We start from the raw sequence: 15,473 nt of genomic DNA, 5'->3' as shown, positions 1-15,473 counted from the left end.
TGACACAAGCAGGCGGCCGTGAAAGCAACGAGGCTCAAGACGGGCAGGCTGTCTGAGCACTTTCGTTTGGGCCGGAAAGCGTTAAACAAGCCACCCGCACTCCCTTCGCGATGTCTTGCTTGCCCGTAACTGTCTCTTTGCTCCTTAGCTGAAACGATACAAATTATGTTGATAAATAGCTCGTTTCATGTGCAAAAACTCAACGTATTTCATTAAAACTGCGATGAAATTCGTATTTTTATCGCGCTATTTCTTCAAATACTCACCCGGTGAAGCTCATCACATTTCTTTAACCTGCTTAACAGTAGATTTTCCTTGTTTAGAAAAAAATCGATTCAGCTAAAGGGGAAGGGAAATGAAAAAGACATGGGTTGTGGCGGTGTTTTCGGCCCTGATTTCAGGGCAGGCGGCGGCGCAGAGTTGGGTGCTGACCAGCGCTGAAGATGGCGTGGAGAAAGGAAACTGGAAGATTTCGAGCGAGGCGCTGAAGGTGAAGGATAAAACGTTCAGCATTGAGCAGAAAGTGTTGCACGGCGGCAAGCAAGAAGGCAGCAAAGTCGTCATTATCCGCAGCGAGGATGGCCTGACCATCACGCTGAGCCCCACCCGCGGCATGAACCTCCTGCGGGCAGAAGGCTTTGGCGCGAAAATGGGATGGGATTCCCCGGTCAAAGAGGTGGTCAACCCCGCCTTTATCAACCTGGAAAGCCGCAATGGGCTCGGCTGGCTGGAAGGTTTCAATGAGATGATGGTGCGTTGTGGCTATGAGTGGACCGGGCATCCGGTGACCGACGCAGGGCAAATTTACACGTTGCACGGCAAAGCGGGCAATACGCCGGCCTCGCGGGTTGAGGTTGAGGTAGCGGATACGGCGCCGTATGAAATTCGTATTCGCGGCCTGATCAAAGAGAGCACATTCAAAAAAGCCGATCTGCAAACCCTGACCGAATTGCGCTATGTGCCCGGCAGCAACAGTTTCAGCCTGCATGATGTGTTAACCAACCGGGCGGACTATCCCCATGACTACCAGATTATTTATCACAGCAATTTCGGCGCGCCGATTCTGGAAAATGGCGCCCGCTTCCTGGCGCCGATGGCCAGCATCAGCCCGTTTAACGATTATGCCAAAGCCGGGCTGAAGACCTGGGGAACCTATGCCGGGCCAACCAAAGGGTTCGATGAAATGGTCTTTAACATTAAGCCATTATCGGATCCGAATCATCAAACGCTGGCGGCGCTGGTCAATAACGCAGGCGACAAAGGGGTGGCTATTCAGTTCGATACCCGCCAGTTGCCCGTTCTGACGCTGTGGAAGAATACCGATACGTTAAAACAGGGGTATGTGACGGGGATTGAGCCGGGCACCAGCTATGCCTACCCGGTCACTATTGAGCGCGAACAAAAACGCGTTAAGCAGCTGCAGCCTGGCGCCAGTGCGCAGTTTGATCTGACCTATACCTTGCTGCACAGCAAAGCGCAGGTGGCGGATCTGGAGAAGAAGATTGCGGATATTCAGGGCAAGGTAAAAATTGAAGAGAATGACGCGCCGATAGCCAAGGAGTAACGCTGCCTGTCCATGCATTCAGCGTTAAAGCAAAAAGCCCGCTTAAGTTTCCTTAAGCGGGCTTCTCTAAATATGGCTCCTCTGACTGGACTCGAACCAGTGACATACGGATTAACAGTCCGCCGTTCTACCGACTGAACTACAGAGGAATCGTTGGAACGGGGCGAATAATAGCGGGGCATCCGGGGTTTGTCAAAGCGCTAAACTGCAAAAAAAGCGCGTTTGCTGAGGGAATGAGCACCTTGCGCTGTTTTTCGGCATTTTCCATCGCTATGCGTTGATTTTTGCATCCCAAATCGTTTTGACGCCGCTTGCACACGCCTTTGCACGGCGATGGTGCAGGGCCGTTCTCCCACCCATACTTCCACTCGCGCTAACCGTATTGGCCAGACCCTGGTTAACGGCGCCACACGCCGCGCCGCAACTGATATGTAGGATGAATAAGCAAACAATATGTATTCGTCGTCACAATGGCTGGATTTTTGCTTACCCATTTTTGGGGAATGCGACTGCGCTCTCAAGAAAATTATTTTCCCCGTCTACACATAAAGTGACTGATCCGCGCCCCAGGGCGTTTCGCTACAACAGTGCTGAGGAAGATAACAATGTCATCGAAATTGATAAAAAGTCCGCTCGCTGCTTTGCTCATCGGTTGTTTAGGTACGGCGTTTTCCGCGCAGGCCGATATCGTCATCGGCGTCGCCGGGCCGTTCTCCGGGCCGAACGCCACCTACGGCGATCAGTATTGGCGCGGTGCTTCGCAGGCGGCGGCGGACATCAACGCCGCCGGCGGCATCAAAGGGGAAAAAATCAAGCTGGTGCAGGGGGATGACGCCTGCGAACCGAAACAGGCGGTCGCGGTCGCCAACCGGCTGGTGGATCAGGACAAGGTGTCGGCGGTGGTCGGCCACTTCTGTTCCTCTTCCACCATGCCGGCCTCCGAGGTGTATGACGAGGCCGGCATCATCGCCATCACCCCCGGCTCCACCAACCCGCATATCACCGAGCGCGGCATGAAGACCATGTTCCGCATGTGCGGGCGCGACGATCAGCAGGGGGTGATCGCCACCAACTACATGCTGGATACCCTGAAGGCCAAACGCATCGCGGTGATCCACGATAAAGACACCTACGGCCAGGGGCTGGCGGACGCCGCCAAGGCGGCAATGAACAAGCGCGGGGTTAAAGAGGTGCTGTATGAGGGGCTGTCGCGCGGCGAGAAAGACTTCAACGCCCTGGTGACCAAGATCGCCTCGGTCAAGCCGGACGTGGTCTACTTCGGCGGTTGCCATCCCGAAGCCGGGCCGCTGGTGCGCCAGATGCGCGAGCAGGGCGTGACCGCCAAGTTCTTCTCCGGCGACTGCGTGGTGACCGAAGAGCTGGTGACCGCTGCCGGCGGGCCGCAGTACACCAACGGCGTGCTGATGACCTTCGGCAACGATCCGCGCCAGATCGCGGAAGGCAAGGCGGTGATCGCCAAGTTCCGCGCCAGCGGCTTTGAGCCGGAAGGGTACACCCTTTACTCCTACGCTTCGATCCAGGCGATCGCCGCCGCCTTCAACGCCACCGGCGGCAAAGACAGCGCCAAGGCCGCCGAATGGCTGAAGTCGCACGATGTTGACACCGTGATGGGTAAAAAAGCCTGGGATCAGAAGGGCGATCTGAAGGTCTCGGATTACGTGGTCTATCAATGGGATGACAAGGGCAAATATCACCAACTGTAAACGGCCGAACATTGAGGGTGTGACCCTATGACCGACGGGCCGCCGCCTTGGCGCGCCCGTTCCGCGACTACCTTTGGGCCGCGTCGGACTGCGTTGGCGGCCTTACCAGGCGAGACTGCTCATTATGGATGTATTCTTTCTGCAACAGCTGATCAACGGCCTGACCCTTGGCGCGGTGTATGGCCTGATCGCCATCGGCTACACCATGGTTTACGGCATCATCGGCATGATCAACTTCGCCCACGGCGAGGTGTACATGATCTCCGCCTACCTGTGCGCCATCGGTCTGGCGCTGCTGTCGTTCTTCGGGCTGCAATCGTTCCCGCTGCTGATCCTCGGCACGCTGGTGTTCACCATCGTCATCACCGGGGTGTACGGCTGGGTGATCGAGCGTATCGCCTACAGGCCGCTGCGCAACTCCACCCGCCTGGCGCCGCTGATCTCCGCCATCGGCATGTCGTTAATCCTGCAAAACTATGCGCAGATAAGCCAGGGGCCGCGCCAGCAGGGCATCCCGACGCTGCTGAGCGGCGTGTTCCGCCTGGAATTCGACGGCGGCGTGGTGCAGATCACCTACACCAAGGTGTTCATTCTGGTGGCGTCGCTGCTCGGCATGGCGATCCTCACCTACATCATTCAGCGCACCCGGCTGGGGCGCATCTGCCGCGCCACCCAGCAGGATCGCAAAATGGCCTCGATTCTCGGCATCAATACCGATCGGGTGATCTCGCTGGTGTTCGTGATCGGCGCCGCCATGGCCGGGCTGGCCGGGGTACTGATCACCATGAACTATGGCACCTTCGATTTTTACGTCGGCTTTATCATCGGCATCAAGGCCTTCACCGCCGCGGTGTTGGGCGGCATCGGCTCGCTGCCGGGCGCGATGCTGGGCGGGCTGCTGCTCGGCGTGGCGGAGGCGCAGTTCGCCGGCATGGTGAATTCGGATTACAAGGACGTGTTCTCCTTCGGGTTGCTGGTGGCGATCCTGATCTTCCGCCCGCAGGGCCTGCTCGGCCGGCCGCTGGTCGCCAAGGTTTAAGGAGAACGCCATGTCGCAATCCGCAATCAACGGCGGGCTGAACGTCAAACGCAGCCTGCTGGATGCCGTTTTGGCCGGGCTGATCGCCCTGATCGTGTTCGGGCCGATCGTCGGCATCGTGCTGAACGGCTACAGCTTTAACTTCGAGCCGCACCGGCTGGTGTGGATCATCGTCGCGGTGATGGCCGGGCGGCTGCTGCTGAGCCTGTTCCTGCAAACCGCGCCGGGCCGCAAGGTGTTGGCGCGCTTCGACGGCGGCAACGACGGCGTTTACGTGCGTCCGCTGGGCTATAAATCCAATCTGCGCTGGTTCCTGCCGCTGATGGCGGCGATCGCGCTGCTGTTCCCGTTCGTCGCCACCAAATACCTGCTGACGGTGGCGATCCTCGGCCTGATCTACGTGCTGCTCGGACTGGGGCTGAACATTGTGGTCGGGTTGGCGGGGCTGCTCGATCTGGGGTACGTGGCGTTTTACGCCATCGGCGCCTACGGGCTGGCGTTGGGCTACCAGTATCTCGGGCTCGGTTTTTGGGCGATGCTGCCGCTCGGGGCGCTGATGGCGGCGTTGGCGGGCGCGCTGCTGGGCTTTCCGGTGCTGCGCATGCACGGCGACTATCTCGCCATCGTCACGCTCGGGTTCGGCGAGATCATCCGGCTGGTGCTGAACAACTGGATGTCGCTCACCGGCGGGCCGAACGGCATTTCGGTGCCGGCGCCGACAGTGTTCGGCCTGGAGTTCGGCCGGCGCGCTAAAGACGGCGGGGTGCCGATCCACGAGTTTCTCGGCATCGATTACAATCCTAATCTCAAGTTCATCTTCATCTACGCGATGCTGTTTTTGGTGGTGCTGCTGGTGCTGTACATCAAGCACCGGCTGACGCGCATGCCGATCGGCCGCGCCTGGGAGGCGCTGCGCGAGGACGAGATCGCCTGCCGCTCCCTCGGGCTGAACCACGTGCTGGTGAAGCTGTCGGCGTTTATGTTGGGCGCCTCCACCGCCGGGCTGGCGGGGGTGTTTTTCGCCACTTATCAGGGGTTCGTCAACCCGACTTCGTTCACCTTCTTCGAGTCGGCCCTGATCCTGGCGATCGTGGTGCTGGGCGGCATGGGCTCCACCCTCGGCGTGGTGTTGGCGGCCTTTGTGCTGACGGTGGCGCCGGAGCTGCTGCGCAGCTTCGCCGAATACCGGGTGCTGCTGTTTGGCGTGCTGATGGTGGCGATGATGATCTGGCGGCCGCGCGGGCTGGTGCGCATCAGCCGCGCCAGCTTTGCGGAACGCAAGGGGGTGGCGCCATGAGCGACGCCATTTTGCGGGTGGAACACCTGATGATGCGCTTTGGCGGCATCAAGGCGCTGAACGACGTCAATCTGGAGGTGGAGCGCGGTTCCATCACCGCCCTGATCGGCCCCAACGGCGCCGGCAAGACCACGGTGTTCAACTGCCTGACCGGTTTCTATCGCGCCACCGGCGGCGCGATCCTGCTCAATACCCACAAGCGGCCGACCGATGTGATCCAGGTGCTGGGGCAGAAGTTCCGCGCCGGCGACTGGATACGCCCGAAGCGGCTCGGTTCACGCCTCTATTACAAGATGTTCGGCGGCACCCACCTGGTCAACCGCGCCGGGCTGGCGCGCACCTTCCAGAATATCCGCCTGTTCCGCGAAATGTCGGTGGTGGAGAACCTGCTGGTGGCGCAGCACATGCAGAGCAACCGCAATCTGATCGCCGGGGTGCTGAATACGCCAGGCTACCGCCGGGCGGAAAGCGCCGCGCTCGATCACGCCTTCTACTGGCTGGAGGTGGTGGATCTGGCGGACTGCGCCAACCGGCTGGCGGGGGAGATGTCCTACGGCCAGCAGCGGCGGCTGGAGATCGCGCGCGCCATGTGCACCGCGCCGGAGATGATCTGCCTCGACGAACCGGCCGCCGGGCTGAACCCGGTGGAGACGGCCGCGCTGAGCCGCATCATCCGCTTCCTGCGCCGGGATCACGGCATCACGGTGCTGCTGATCGAGCATGACATGGGCATGGTAATGGAGATCTCCGATCGGGTGATCGTGCTCGATCACGGCGATGTGATCGCCCGCGGCACGCCGCAGGAGATTCAGCACAACGAGGCGGTGATCGCCGCTTACCTGGGCGCGGACGAAGAGGAGCTGGCGGGATGAGCGAAGCGATGTTGGAATTTCGCGAGGTCGATGTGTTTTACGGGCCGATCCAGGCGCTGCGCCAGGTGTCGCTACAGGTGAACGACGGGGAGACGGTGGCGCTGATCGGCGCCAACGGCGCGGGCAAGTCCACGCTGTTGATGTCGATCTTCGGTCAGCCGCGCATCGCCGGCGGGCAGATCCTGTTTCGCGGCGAGGACATCAGCCGCCGCTCCACGCACTTTGTTGCCAGCAGCGGCATCGCGCAGGCGCCGGAGGGGCGGCGCATCTTTCCGGACATGAGCGTGGAGGAGAACCTGCTGATGGGCACCATCACTGTCGGCAATCGCTACCTGGAAGAGGATTTACCGCGCATGTTCGAGCTGTTTCCGCGCCTGAAAGAGCGGCGCAACCAGCGGGCGATGACCATGTCCGGCGGCGAACAGCAGATGCTGGCGATCGCCCGTGCGCTGATGAGCCGGCCGAAGCTGTTGCTGCTGGATGAGCCGAGCCTGGGGCTGGCGCCGATCGTGGTGCGGCAGATCTTCGGGGTGCTGCGCGAACTGACCCGCAGCGGCATGACGCTGTTTCTGGTGGAGCAGAACGCCAACCATGCGCTGAAACTGTCCGATCGCGGCTATGTGATGGTCAACGGCCAGATCCGCCTCACCGGCAGCGGGGAAGAACTGTTGAACGATCCGCAGGTGAGAAAGGCGTATCTGGGCGGCGGCTGACAGCCGCCTGCGGGCAGGGAAGCCCGCGTTCATTTTTCGGCGTCGCGCTCTTGGCCATCGTAGTGCGAGCGGGCTGCCCTGAAGGCGTCGGCGGAGGAGATAATCCACGACCAGAGCGGCAGCATGTTGAGCAGCATTTCTTCCCCCGCCTCGGTGATGGTGTAAACCACGCGGGGCAGTTTTTCCTGATAATCGCAGCGCGATATCAACCCATCCCGCTCGAGATGGCGCAGCGTCCGCGTCAGCATTCTCTGCGTCACGCCCGCTAATTGGCGGCCTAGTTCGCCGTGGCGCAGCGGCCCGTGGGTGCCCAGGAGATGCAATACGCCCAGCGACCAACGGTTGCCCGCATGCGCGAGGATCTCGCGCTTCAACCCTTCATCGTCGTTGCTCAATGCTTCACAGAACGCTTGCGAAAATTGCAGCAGCGCTTCCCGATCGCTCGTCATATTCCTCCCCGGTATCATGCGTGTACCTAATTGAACCCGTTTTTGTCAGCTGTCAGGATGACGCAGTGTCAAGACAGGAGGCAAGCATGAAATCCACAAATCCATCCATCAATACCGTGCTCATACTCGGCGCCGGCGAACTGGGGCTGCCGGTACTGCGAGCGATGAGCCGGCAGGCTCAGTTATCTCCATCTTTAAAAATCAGCGTACTGCTCCGGCCGGAGGCCGCCCGCGCCGTGAGCGGCCCGCTCCGGGCGCGGCGGGATGAGCTGGCGCGGCTCGGGATCGCCGTGGTGGAAGGCGATCTGCAGCAAAGCGGGGTGGATGCGCTGAGCGTGCTGCTGCGTGGCTTTGATGCGGTAATCAACTGCAGCGGCTTCGTCGGCGGGGCGGGCACGCAGATAAAGATCACCCAGGCCGTTTTGCAGGCCGGCGTGGCGCGCTACTTCCCGTGGCAGTTCGGCGTGGACTACGATGTCGTCGGTAAAGGCAGCGGGCAGCCGGTGTGGGATGAACAGCTCGAGGTGCGTCACCTGCTGCGCGCGCAGAGCGCAACGGAGTGGGTGATTGTTTCCACGGGCATTTTCACCAGCTACCTGTTTGACTCGGGTTTTGGCGTGGTGGATGCGGAACGCAAAACCGTGCGCGCGCTGGGCGATTGGCAGTATGCGGTGACGCTGACCACTCCCGAGGACATTGGCCGGCTGACGGCCGCGATTTTTTTCCATCGGCCCGCGTTTCGCAACCAGGTGGTCTATATCGCCGGGGATACGCTGACCTACCGTGAGCTTGCCGATCTTATGCAGGCGCACTGGGGCGTGGAGGTCAACAGAGTCCTATTGGACAAAGAGCGGCTGCAGGCGGAGGTGCGGAATCATCCGCATGACGTCGGCGCGAAATACCGGTTGGCTTTCGCCCGACCCGACGGCGTGGCCTGGGATAAGGCGAACACCTTCAATGCGCGCCAGGGCATGGCCGCCACCACCGCCGGCCAGTGGCTGGCTTCTCAGGGTGGTTAATCGCCTGTGCGCCGCAGTCAGAACTGGCGCTGCATCCAGCGCACGTTCAGCCGCACCAGCGCGATGATGGCTCTGGAGAGCAGCCGCAGCCCGCCGGGCATGTCGCGGCGGCGAATGTCCAGCAGCAGCACGGTGCGCACCTGCGGGCTGTCGTTCCATACCTCGTGTTCGAAGGTATCGTCCCACAGCATGAACTCCCCTTCGCGCAGCCGGTATTCGCGGCCATCCACCTTCAGCACCGCCGCCGGCGCGCCGTCGGCGCGTTTGGGCATGTCCAGCACCAGATAGCCGCGCAGAATGCCGCGGAACGGGCCGCGATGGGGCGGCACCTGTTTGCCGGGCGCCAGGAAGGAGAGCGACGCGGACAGCACGTCCGGCGAGGAGGCGATCAGCGCCGCCAGCGTCGGGCAGCGTGCCAGGTTGCGGGGGATGGGCTGGCCATAGGCCTTCATGATGAACATGCGCCAGTCGCGCGCGTCGTTGGCGGAGATGGACGCCTGCTGGCTCATGATCTCGTGGAAGCGCGGGATATTGTGCAGATCGTGGGCGACCGTCAGCGCCTCTTCGCGGATCTGCCGCCATTGGGCGGTAAAGCGTTCGGCGTCGGGGAAGAGGGCCGCGCTGTCGAGCACCGGCTGGCCCTGGATGCGGCGATCGTAAACATTGCGCAGGGCAAGTACGGACCAATCATAAATCGCGGACATCATAATGACCTCGCCTCAGGAAACGCCAAAGGGACACTGCGCGGGTCTTCGGCGCGGCGCGTGGACGGCCGGGGAAGAGCGGCAGGAAAAATTGGTACGCTTCAATAGATTAGCACAGCATTTTGGCAACCGTGCGTCGGTGAGCGTGTCGATGGGCGGTGAAAAAAACCACACAATTAAAATGTGACGCGTATCGCATTTAGCGGGCCGGTTGGTTAAAATATCGCGACTTGCCCGCACCTGTCCGGATTTTTTTTACCATGGAACACGCTCCCGTTTCCCGCTCAACCGCCTGGTTGCGCGTGGTCATCCTCGCCGTCTCGGCCTTTATATTCAACACCACCGAGTTTATTCCGGTCGGTCTGCTGAGCGATATCGCCGCCAGCTTTTCGATGCAAACCGAACAGGTCGGCTTGATCATTACCATTTACGCCTGGATCGTCGCCGCCGCCTCGCTGGCGTGCATGCTGCTGACCAGCAAGATCGAGCGCCGCAAACTGTTGATCGGCGTGTTCATGCTGTTTATCGCCAGCCACATACTGACCGCCGTGGCCTGGAACTTTACCACGCTGGTTATCTCGCGCGCCGGCGTGGCGCTGGCGCACTCGGTGTTCTGGTCGATCACCGCCTCGCTGGCGATCCGCGTGGCGCCGCCGGGCAAGAAAGCCCAGGCGCTGAGCCTGCTGGCGGGCGGCACCGCGCTGGCGATGGTGCTCGGGTTGCCGCTCGGGCGGGTGGTGGGGCAGTTGCTCGGCTGGCGCATGACCTTTATCGGCATCGCGGTGTGCGCCACCCTGGCGCTGGTGCTGCTGTGGCGCCTGTTGCCGGTGCTGAAAAGCGAGCACTCCGGTTCGCTGGCCAGCGTGCCGCTGCTGTTCAAGCGCCCGGCGCTGGTGGCGCTTTACATGCTGACCATCATTGTGGTGACGGCGCACTTCACCGCCTACAGCTACATCGAGCCGTTTATCCAGACCGTGGCCGGGCTGTCGGAGAACTTCACCACGCTGATGCTGTTGCTGTTCGGCGCCGCCGGCATCGTCGGCAGCCTGCTGTTCAGCCGCTACAGCGAGCGTTTTCCTTCCGGCTTCTTTATCGGCGCCATTACGCTGCTGGCCCTGAGCCTGCTGCTGCTGTTGCCGGCCGCCGGCAGCGAAAGCCATCTGACGGTGCTGTGCATCTTCTGGGGCATGGCGATCATGGCGATCGGCCTGTCGATGCAGGCCAGGGTCTTGAGCCTGGCGCCGGACGCCACCGACGTGGCGATGGCGATCTTCTCCGGCCTGTACAACTTCGGCATCGGCAGCGGCGCGCTGCTGGGCAACCAGGTGAGCCTGCATCTGGGCATGGGCAACATCGGCTTCGTCGCCGCGCCGCTGGCGCTGATCGCCCTCGGCTGGTGCTTGCTGAGCGCCTACCGCAGCGAACGGCTGCAGCACCACCACAGCCGTTAACCTGCCGATTCGGGATGCCGCTGCGGCATCCCGCGCTACATTTTCCTGCTATAAAACAGGCTGCTGCAGCGTTTTATGCTTAACTTTTTTTCATAGTCTGCTAATTAAAAATTTAACTCCGACGCCGCTTCGCTAGCATAGAAAGTCATCAAAAATGTTAATGCGAGGTTAATGGTGAGTGAATCTGTAGCGGCGTCGCCGATCCATGCGCGGGATTTGGCGGCCAGAATCGACGCCTTGCCCGCGTCGGCCGGCCTGTGGCGCTTTATCATTCTGCTGTCGCTGGGCGGCTTTTTCGAACTCTACGATCTGTTCCAGACCGGCTATATCAGCACTGGCCTTATCGCCGACGGCATTTTCCACACCGGTGCGCAGGGCGTTTTCGGCGTGTCGGATCAGGCGGCCTTTGCCTCCGCCACCTTTCTCGGCCTGTTCGTCGGTGCCAGCCTGCTGAGCCCGTACGCCGATCGCTTCGGCCGGCGCGCCACCTTTATGTTCGCCCTGATCTGGTATGGCGCCTTCTCGCTGCTGTTGGCGTTTCAACAGCAGGCGGAATGGGTGATCTTTCTGCGTTTTCTGGTGGGCGTCGGGCTCGGCATCGAGTTGGTGACCATCGATACCTACCTGACGGAGTGGGTGCCCGCGCACTTGCGCACCCGGGCTTTCGCCTTCGCGTTCTTCGTGCAGTTTCTGTCGGTGCCGGCGGTGGCGCTGATGTCCTGGTGGCTGGTGCCGCAGACGATTTGGGGGCTGAGCGGCTGGCGCTATGTGGTGATCGCCGGCGCGCTGGCTTCGCTGGTGATTTGGCTGGTGCGCAAGGGGCTGCCGGAGTCGCCGCGTTGGCTGGTGCAACAGCGGCGCTATGCGCAGGCCCGGCAGGTAATGCGGGACATGGAACGGCGCTGCGGCGTGGCGGCCGCGGACTTCCCGTCGCGCCCGGTGGACGATGCCGAGGGAGCGCCGCTGCGCGGCCGCTTTCGCGACATCTGGGCGCCGCAATATCGCGATCGCACGCTGATGCTGGTAGTGATGAATTTCTTTCAGGCCATCGGCTTCTTCGGCTTCGGCAACTGGCTGCCGGCGCTGCTGTCGGGCAAGGGCGCGTCGGTCACCCACAGCCTGCTGTACGCTTTCTTTATCACGCTGGCCTACCCGCTGGGCTCGCTGCTGTGCAGCTTCTACGCCGACAAGATGGAGAACAAGTGGCAGATCGTGTTGTCCTGCCTGGTGACGGTGATCTTCGGCTCGCTGTTCGCACTGCAGAACAACCCGCTGTGGCTGATCCTGTGCGGTTTCTTCATCACCTGGTCCAACGCCTGGCTGACCTACAGCTACCACTCGTATCAATCCGAGATCTTCCCGACCCATATCCGCGCCCGCGCCGTCGGTTTCTGCTACTCCTTCAGCCGGCTGTCGACGGTGTTCAGCAGCATCATCATCGGCATTATCTTGCAGTACGGCGGTTCGCTGGGGGTGATCGCGTTTATCGTCGCCAGCATGCTGATCGTGATGCTGGTGATCGGGCTATTCGGCCCAAAAACGCGCGGTATCGATCTGGAAAACATCTGACGTTTTGCGCCGGCGGCGACGCCGGCTTCTTCAGCAAAAAAACTCGCGATCATGCGAAAATTATTCCGTTATCACTGCCTTTGCGCCTGCCGTACTGTTAACCCGTCCAAAATCCAATTCGATACCGAGCGGGGAACACGTCATGAGCACTCTTACCGCGCCCGATGGCGCACGCATTTTCTATAAGGATTGGGGCCGCGGCCAGCCGATCCTGTTCTCGCACGGTTGGCCGCTGTCCGCCGATGCCTGGGACAACCAGATGCTGTTTTTCGGCCAGAGCGGGTTCCGCGTGATCGCCCACGATCGCCGCGGCCACGGCCGTTCTGATCAAACCTGGCACGGCAACGACATCAACCAATACGCCGACGATCTGGCCCTGCTGATCGAAACGCTGGATCTGCGCGATCTGATCCTGGTCGGCCATTCCACCGGCGGCGGCGAAGTGGCGCGCTACATCGGCCGTCACGGCAGCGATCGGGTGGCGAAGGTGGTGCTGGTCGGCGCCGTGCCGCCGCTGATGCTGCAGACGCCGGTCAACCCAGAGGGCACGCCGATGGCGGCGTTCGACGGCATTCGCAGCGGCGTGGCGGGCAACCGCTCGCAGTTCTTCAAAGAGCTGGCGGTGCCGTTCTATGGCTTCCACTGCGACGAGGTGGAGAGCAACGCGGGGCTGATCGACAGCTTCTGGCTGATGGGCATGCAGGGCGGCGTGAAAGGGCAGTACGACTGCGTGCGCGCGTTCTCCGAAGTGGATTACACCGCCGATCTGCTGGCGATCGACAAGCCGACGCTGCTGGTGCACGGCGACGCCGATCAGATCGTGCCGATCGGCGCCTCGGCGCTGAAAGCCGCTAAGCTTATGCAACAGGCGGAGCTGAATGTTTACGCTGGCGGCTCTCACGGTTTGGCGCAGGCCGATCCCGATCGCTTCAACGCCGATCTGCTGGCCTTCATCCAGAATTCACCGTTTTAAGGGGGCGCGATGAACCTGACTGTTATCGCCGCCCGCTGCGCGCAGCGGCTGCACGCGCCTGCGGTGCGCTGGGTGCTGCTGCTCGCGATCTGCGCCGCCTATATTCAGGGCGGGCTGGTCAAGGCGCTGAACGTTGAGGGCGCCATCGCCGAGATGGCCCACTTCGGCCTGCAGCCGGCGGCGCTGTTCGCCGTGCTGGTGACGCTGCTGGAACTGGCGGCGTCGGCGCTGATCCTGAGCGGTTTTTATCGCTGGCTCGGCGCGTTGGCGCTGGCCGGTTTTACCCTGATGGCGACGCTGATGGCCAATCCGTTCTGGCAGTTCGACGGGGCGGAGCGCGACCTGATGATGAACGGATTTTTTGAACACCTCGGGCTGGCCGGCGCGCTGTTGCTGGTGGCATTTAACGATTTGAAGGAGCGAACGGATGGCTGAACAGACGGAAAACAAGGCGGCGGCGGGCGGCTTCGCGCCGCTGAAAATTCCATTATTTGCGGTGCTGTGGGGCGCCACGGTGCTCGGCAACGTCGGCAGTTTTATGCGCGACGTCGCCAGCTCGTGGCTGATCACCGACCTGTCGAGCAACCCTTCGGCGGTGGCGTTGATGCAAACCGCCGCCACGCTGCCGGTGTTCCTGCTGGCCATCCCGGCCGGGGTGCTGTCGGACATTCTCGATCGGCGACGCTTTCTGATCTTCGTGCAAATTCTGCTGGCCTGCGTCAGCGGCAGCCTGTTGCTGCTGTCGCAGACCGGCGCGCTGACGGTGGAATACCTGCTGGCGCTGACCTTCGTCGGCGGTATCGGCGCGGCGCTGATGGGGCCGACCTGGCAGGCGATCGTGCCGGAGCTGGTGCCGCGCGCCGAGCTGAAAAACGCCGTGGCGCTGAACTCGCTGGGCATCAACATCGCCCGCTCCATCGGCCCGGCGGCCGGCGGTTTGCTGCTGGCCAGCTTCGGTGCCGGCGCGGCCTACGGCGCGGACGTGATGAGCTATGTGCTGGTGATCGCGGCGCTGCTGTGGTGGAAGCGGCCGAAGGTTGAGGACAGCGGCCTGTCGGAACACTTCTTCGGCGCCTTCCGCGCCGGGCTGCGCTATGCCCGTTCCAGCCGCGAGCTGCACGTGGTGCTGCTGCGGGCGGCGGTGTTCTTCGCCTTCTCCAGCTCGGTTTGGGCGCTGCTGCCGCTGGTGGCGCGCCGCATGCTGGGCGGCAGCGCCGGTTTTTACGGTGTCTTGCTGGGGGCGGTGGGCGCCGGGGCGATCCTTGGGGCTATTGTGCTGCCGCGTCTGCGCCAGCGGCTGAACGCCGACGGGCTGGTGTTGCTGGCGGCGGTGCTGACGGCGGCGGTAATGGCGGCCCTGTCGCTGGCGCCGCCGCAGTGGTTGGCGGTGGTGCTGCTGCTGGTGCTGGGCGCCGGCTGGATTATTGCGCTGACCACGCTCAACGGCGCGGCGCAGGGCGTGCTGCCTAACTGGGTGCGCGGCCGCGGCCTGGCCATCTATCTGATGGTGTTCAACGGCGCGATGGCGGCGGGCAGCCTGTTGTGGGGGCTGGTGGCGCAGGAGCTGGGCGTGGCCGCCACGCTGCTGGTCGGCGGCGTCGGCCTGTTGGCGGCGGGGCTGCTGTTCCACCGCCTGCGTCTGCCGACCGGTGAGGCCGATCTGCAGCCGTCGAACCATTGGCCGGAGCCGTTGGTTAACACGCCGGTCGAGAACGATCGCGGCCCGGTGATGATTCAGGTGGAGTACCGCATTCGCGAGCAGGATCGGCCGCAGTTCTTGCGTACGCTGCTGATGCTGGAGCGGGCGCGTCGCCGCGATGGCGCTTACGCCTGGGGCATCACCGAGCACACCGGCGATCCGGAATGCATCATGGAGTGGTTCCTGGTGGAGTCCTGGGCAGAGCATCTGCGGCAGCACCAGCGGGTATCGCACGCCGACGCCGATCTGCAGCAGGAGGCGCTGCGCTTCCATATCGGCCCTGAGAAACCGGTGGTGCATCACTTCCTGTCGCTCGACCGGCGTCAGGTGAAGCATTAACTGCACGGCCAGGCGGTGAGAAGGTGCTATGCTTTTGGTCGGTTCGGCGGCGCGGCCGCCG

At 62.2% G+C, this 15,473-nt stretch carries 14 protein-coding genes and 1 tRNA gene; 12 read left to right on the top strand and 3 right to left on the bottom strand.

Translation table 11 applies throughout. The annotated features are described in order from the left end of the window. Nucleotides 1-355 precede the first annotated feature (355 nt). A complete protein-coding gene (locus tag EDY99_RS13170; protein WP_123061821.1) occupies nucleotides 356-1,564 on the top strand; it encodes an aldose 1-epimerase family protein in 1,209 nt (402 codons plus the stop codon). 73 nt (nucleotides 1,565-1,637) lie between these two features. On the opposite strand, the gene EDY99_RS13165 is transcribed toward EDY99_RS13170, so the two are convergent. Next, nucleotides 1,638-1,713: transfer RNA gene (locus EDY99_RS13165), tRNA-Asn, on the bottom strand. A 456-nt stretch (nucleotides 1,714-2,169) separates the two neighbouring features. On the opposite strand from EDY99_RS13165, the gene EDY99_RS13160 reads away from it, so the two are divergent. The 5 genes from EDY99_RS13160 (at nucleotide 2,170) to EDY99_RS13140 (ending at nucleotide 7,209) form a co-directional block, all read left to right on the top strand. Beyond that, entirely contained in the window at nucleotides 2,170-3,288 is a 1,119-nt protein-coding gene (locus EDY99_RS13160) for a branched-chain amino acid ABC transporter substrate-binding protein (RefSeq protein ID WP_123061820.1), read from the top strand. A gap of 124 nt (nucleotides 3,289-3,412) precedes the next feature. Further along, entirely contained in the window at nucleotides 3,413-4,327 is a 915-nt protein-coding gene (locus EDY99_RS13155) for a branched-chain amino acid ABC transporter permease (RefSeq protein WP_033643752.1), read from the top strand. A gap of 10 nt (nucleotides 4,328-4,337) precedes the next feature. Further along, a complete protein-coding gene (gene livM / locus EDY99_RS13150; RefSeq protein ID WP_042785016.1) occupies nucleotides 4,338-5,624 on the top strand; it encodes a high-affinity branched-chain amino acid ABC transporter permease LivM in 1,287 nt (428 codons plus the stop codon). Next, nucleotides 5,621-6,496 (top strand): ABC transporter ATP-binding protein, encoded by an 876-nt coding sequence (locus EDY99_RS13145; RefSeq protein WP_033651873.1) that lies wholly within the window; start codon nucleotides 5,621-5,623, stop codon nucleotides 6,494-6,496. The genes livM and EDY99_RS13145 overlap by 4 nt, the downstream gene beginning before the upstream one ends. Continuing rightward, a complete protein-coding gene (locus tag EDY99_RS13140) occupies nucleotides 6,493-7,209 on the top strand; it encodes an ABC transporter ATP-binding protein (RefSeq protein WP_123061819.1) in 717 nt (238 codons plus the stop codon). Before EDY99_RS13145 ends, EDY99_RS13140 begins: the two co-directional genes overlap by 4 nt. Nucleotides 7,210-7,238: 29 nt before the next feature. Here the strand turns inward: EDY99_RS13140 and EDY99_RS13135 are convergent, their stop codons facing one another. Further along, nucleotides 7,239-7,658: a helix-turn-helix domain-containing protein gene (locus tag EDY99_RS13135; protein WP_042785014.1), complete on the bottom strand. Its 420-nt coding sequence runs from the start codon at nucleotides 7,656-7,658 to the stop codon at nucleotides 7,239-7,241. An 86-nt stretch (nucleotides 7,659-7,744) separates the two neighbouring features. On the opposite strand from EDY99_RS13135, the gene EDY99_RS13130 reads away from it, so the two are divergent. Further along, on the top strand, nucleotides 7,745-8,677 hold the full coding sequence (locus EDY99_RS13130; protein ID WP_123061818.1) for an aromatic alcohol reductase: 933 nt from the start codon (nucleotides 7,745-7,747) through the stop codon (nucleotides 8,675-8,677). A gap of 17 nt (nucleotides 8,678-8,694) precedes the next feature. Here EDY99_RS13130 and EDY99_RS13125 read toward each other — a convergent pair whose 3' ends face one another. Next, nucleotides 8,695-9,381: an aspartyl/asparaginyl beta-hydroxylase domain-containing protein gene (locus EDY99_RS13125; protein WP_046688516.1), complete on the bottom strand. Its 687-nt coding sequence runs from the start codon at nucleotides 9,379-9,381 to the stop codon at nucleotides 8,695-8,697. Between the two features lie 260 nt (nucleotides 9,382-9,641). Here EDY99_RS13125 and EDY99_RS13120 point away from each other — a divergent pair, with 260 nt between their 5' ends. The 5 genes from EDY99_RS13120 (at nucleotide 9,642) to EDY99_RS13100 (ending at nucleotide 15,412) form a co-directional block, all read left to right on the top strand. Next, the gene (locus tag EDY99_RS13120; protein ID WP_042785012.1) at nucleotides 9,642-10,832 is read left to right on the top strand and encodes a sugar transporter; all 1,191 of its coding nucleotides are present in this window, start codon (nucleotides 9,642-9,644) and stop codon (nucleotides 10,830-10,832) included. A 171-nt stretch (nucleotides 10,833-11,003) separates the two neighbouring features. After that, entirely contained in the window at nucleotides 11,004-12,401 is a 1,398-nt protein-coding gene (locus EDY99_RS13115) for an MFS transporter (protein ID WP_004928618.1), read from the top strand. A 142-nt stretch (nucleotides 12,402-12,543) separates the two neighbouring features. Next, nucleotides 12,544-13,374: an alpha/beta fold hydrolase gene (locus tag EDY99_RS13110; RefSeq protein ID WP_033643745.1), complete on the top strand. Its 831-nt coding sequence runs from the start codon at nucleotides 12,544-12,546 to the stop codon at nucleotides 13,372-13,374. A 9-nt stretch (nucleotides 13,375-13,383) separates the two neighbouring features. Then, nucleotides 13,384-13,809 carry a DoxX family protein gene (locus EDY99_RS13105; RefSeq protein ID WP_060660502.1) on the top strand — a complete coding sequence of 142 codons (426 nt, stop codon included), beginning with the start codon at nucleotides 13,384-13,386 and terminating at the stop codon, nucleotides 13,807-13,809. Then, entirely contained in the window at nucleotides 13,802-15,412 is a 1,611-nt protein-coding gene (locus EDY99_RS13100; RefSeq protein WP_033643743.1) for an MFS transporter, read from the top strand. The genes EDY99_RS13105 and EDY99_RS13100 overlap by 8 nt, the downstream gene beginning before the upstream one ends. Nucleotides 15,413-15,473: the final 61 nt, after the last annotated feature.

Source organism: Serratia sp. LS-1, assembly GCF_003719595.1.
GTDB lineage: Bacteria > Pseudomonadota > Gammaproteobacteria > Enterobacterales > Enterobacteriaceae > Serratia > Serratia ureilytica.
The sequence above is the reverse complement of the archived record's forward strand: the minus strand, read 5'-3'. Positions and strand labels throughout refer to the sequence as shown.

What these genes read in the sequence shown, in the direction of transcription:
- EDY99_RS13140 (WP_123061819.1), top strand. Translation starts at nt 6,493, where the DNA reads ATGAGCGAAGCGATGTTGGAATTTCGCGAGGTCGATGTGTTTTACGGG.
- EDY99_RS13110 (WP_033643745.1), top strand. Translation starts at nt 12,544, where the DNA reads ATGAGCACTCTTACCGCGCCCGATGGCGCACGCATTTTCTATAAGGAT.
- EDY99_RS13170 (WP_123061821.1), top strand. Translation starts at nt 356, where the DNA reads ATGAAAAAGACATGGGTTGTGGCGGTGTTTTCGGCCCTGATTTCAGGG.
- EDY99_RS13155 (WP_033643752.1), top strand. Translation starts at nt 3,413, where the DNA reads ATGGATGTATTCTTTCTGCAACAGCTGATCAACGGCCTGACCCTTGGC.
- EDY99_RS13105 (WP_060660502.1), top strand. Translation starts at nt 13,384, where the DNA reads ATGAACCTGACTGTTATCGCCGCCCGCTGCGCGCAGCGGCTGCACGCG.
- EDY99_RS13115 (WP_004928618.1), top strand. Translation starts at nt 11,004, where the DNA reads ATGGTGAGTGAATCTGTAGCGGCGTCGCCGATCCATGCGCGGGATTTG.
- EDY99_RS13135 (WP_042785014.1), bottom strand. Translation starts at nt 7,658, where the DNA reads ATGACGAGCGATCGGGAAGCGCTGCTGCAATTTTCGCAAGCGTTCTGT.
- EDY99_RS13130 (WP_123061818.1), top strand. Translation starts at nt 7,745, where the DNA reads ATGAAATCCACAAATCCATCCATCAATACCGTGCTCATACTCGGCGCC.
- EDY99_RS13100 (WP_033643743.1), top strand. Translation starts at nt 13,802, where the DNA reads ATGGCTGAACAGACGGAAAACAAGGCGGCGGCGGGCGGCTTCGCGCCG.
- EDY99_RS13120 (WP_042785012.1), top strand. Translation starts at nt 9,642, where the DNA reads ATGGAACACGCTCCCGTTTCCCGCTCAACCGCCTGGTTGCGCGTGGTC.
- EDY99_RS13125 (WP_046688516.1), bottom strand. Translation starts at nt 9,381, where the DNA reads ATGTCCGCGATTTATGATTGGTCCGTACTTGCCCTGCGCAATGTTTAC.
- EDY99_RS13160 (WP_123061820.1), top strand. Translation starts at nt 2,170, where the DNA reads ATGTCATCGAAATTGATAAAAAGTCCGCTCGCTGCTTTGCTCATCGGT.
- livM (WP_042785016.1), top strand. Translation starts at nt 4,338, where the DNA reads ATGTCGCAATCCGCAATCAACGGCGGGCTGAACGTCAAACGCAGCCTG.
- EDY99_RS13145 (WP_033651873.1), top strand. Translation starts at nt 5,621, where the DNA reads ATGAGCGACGCCATTTTGCGGGTGGAACACCTGATGATGCGCTTTGGC.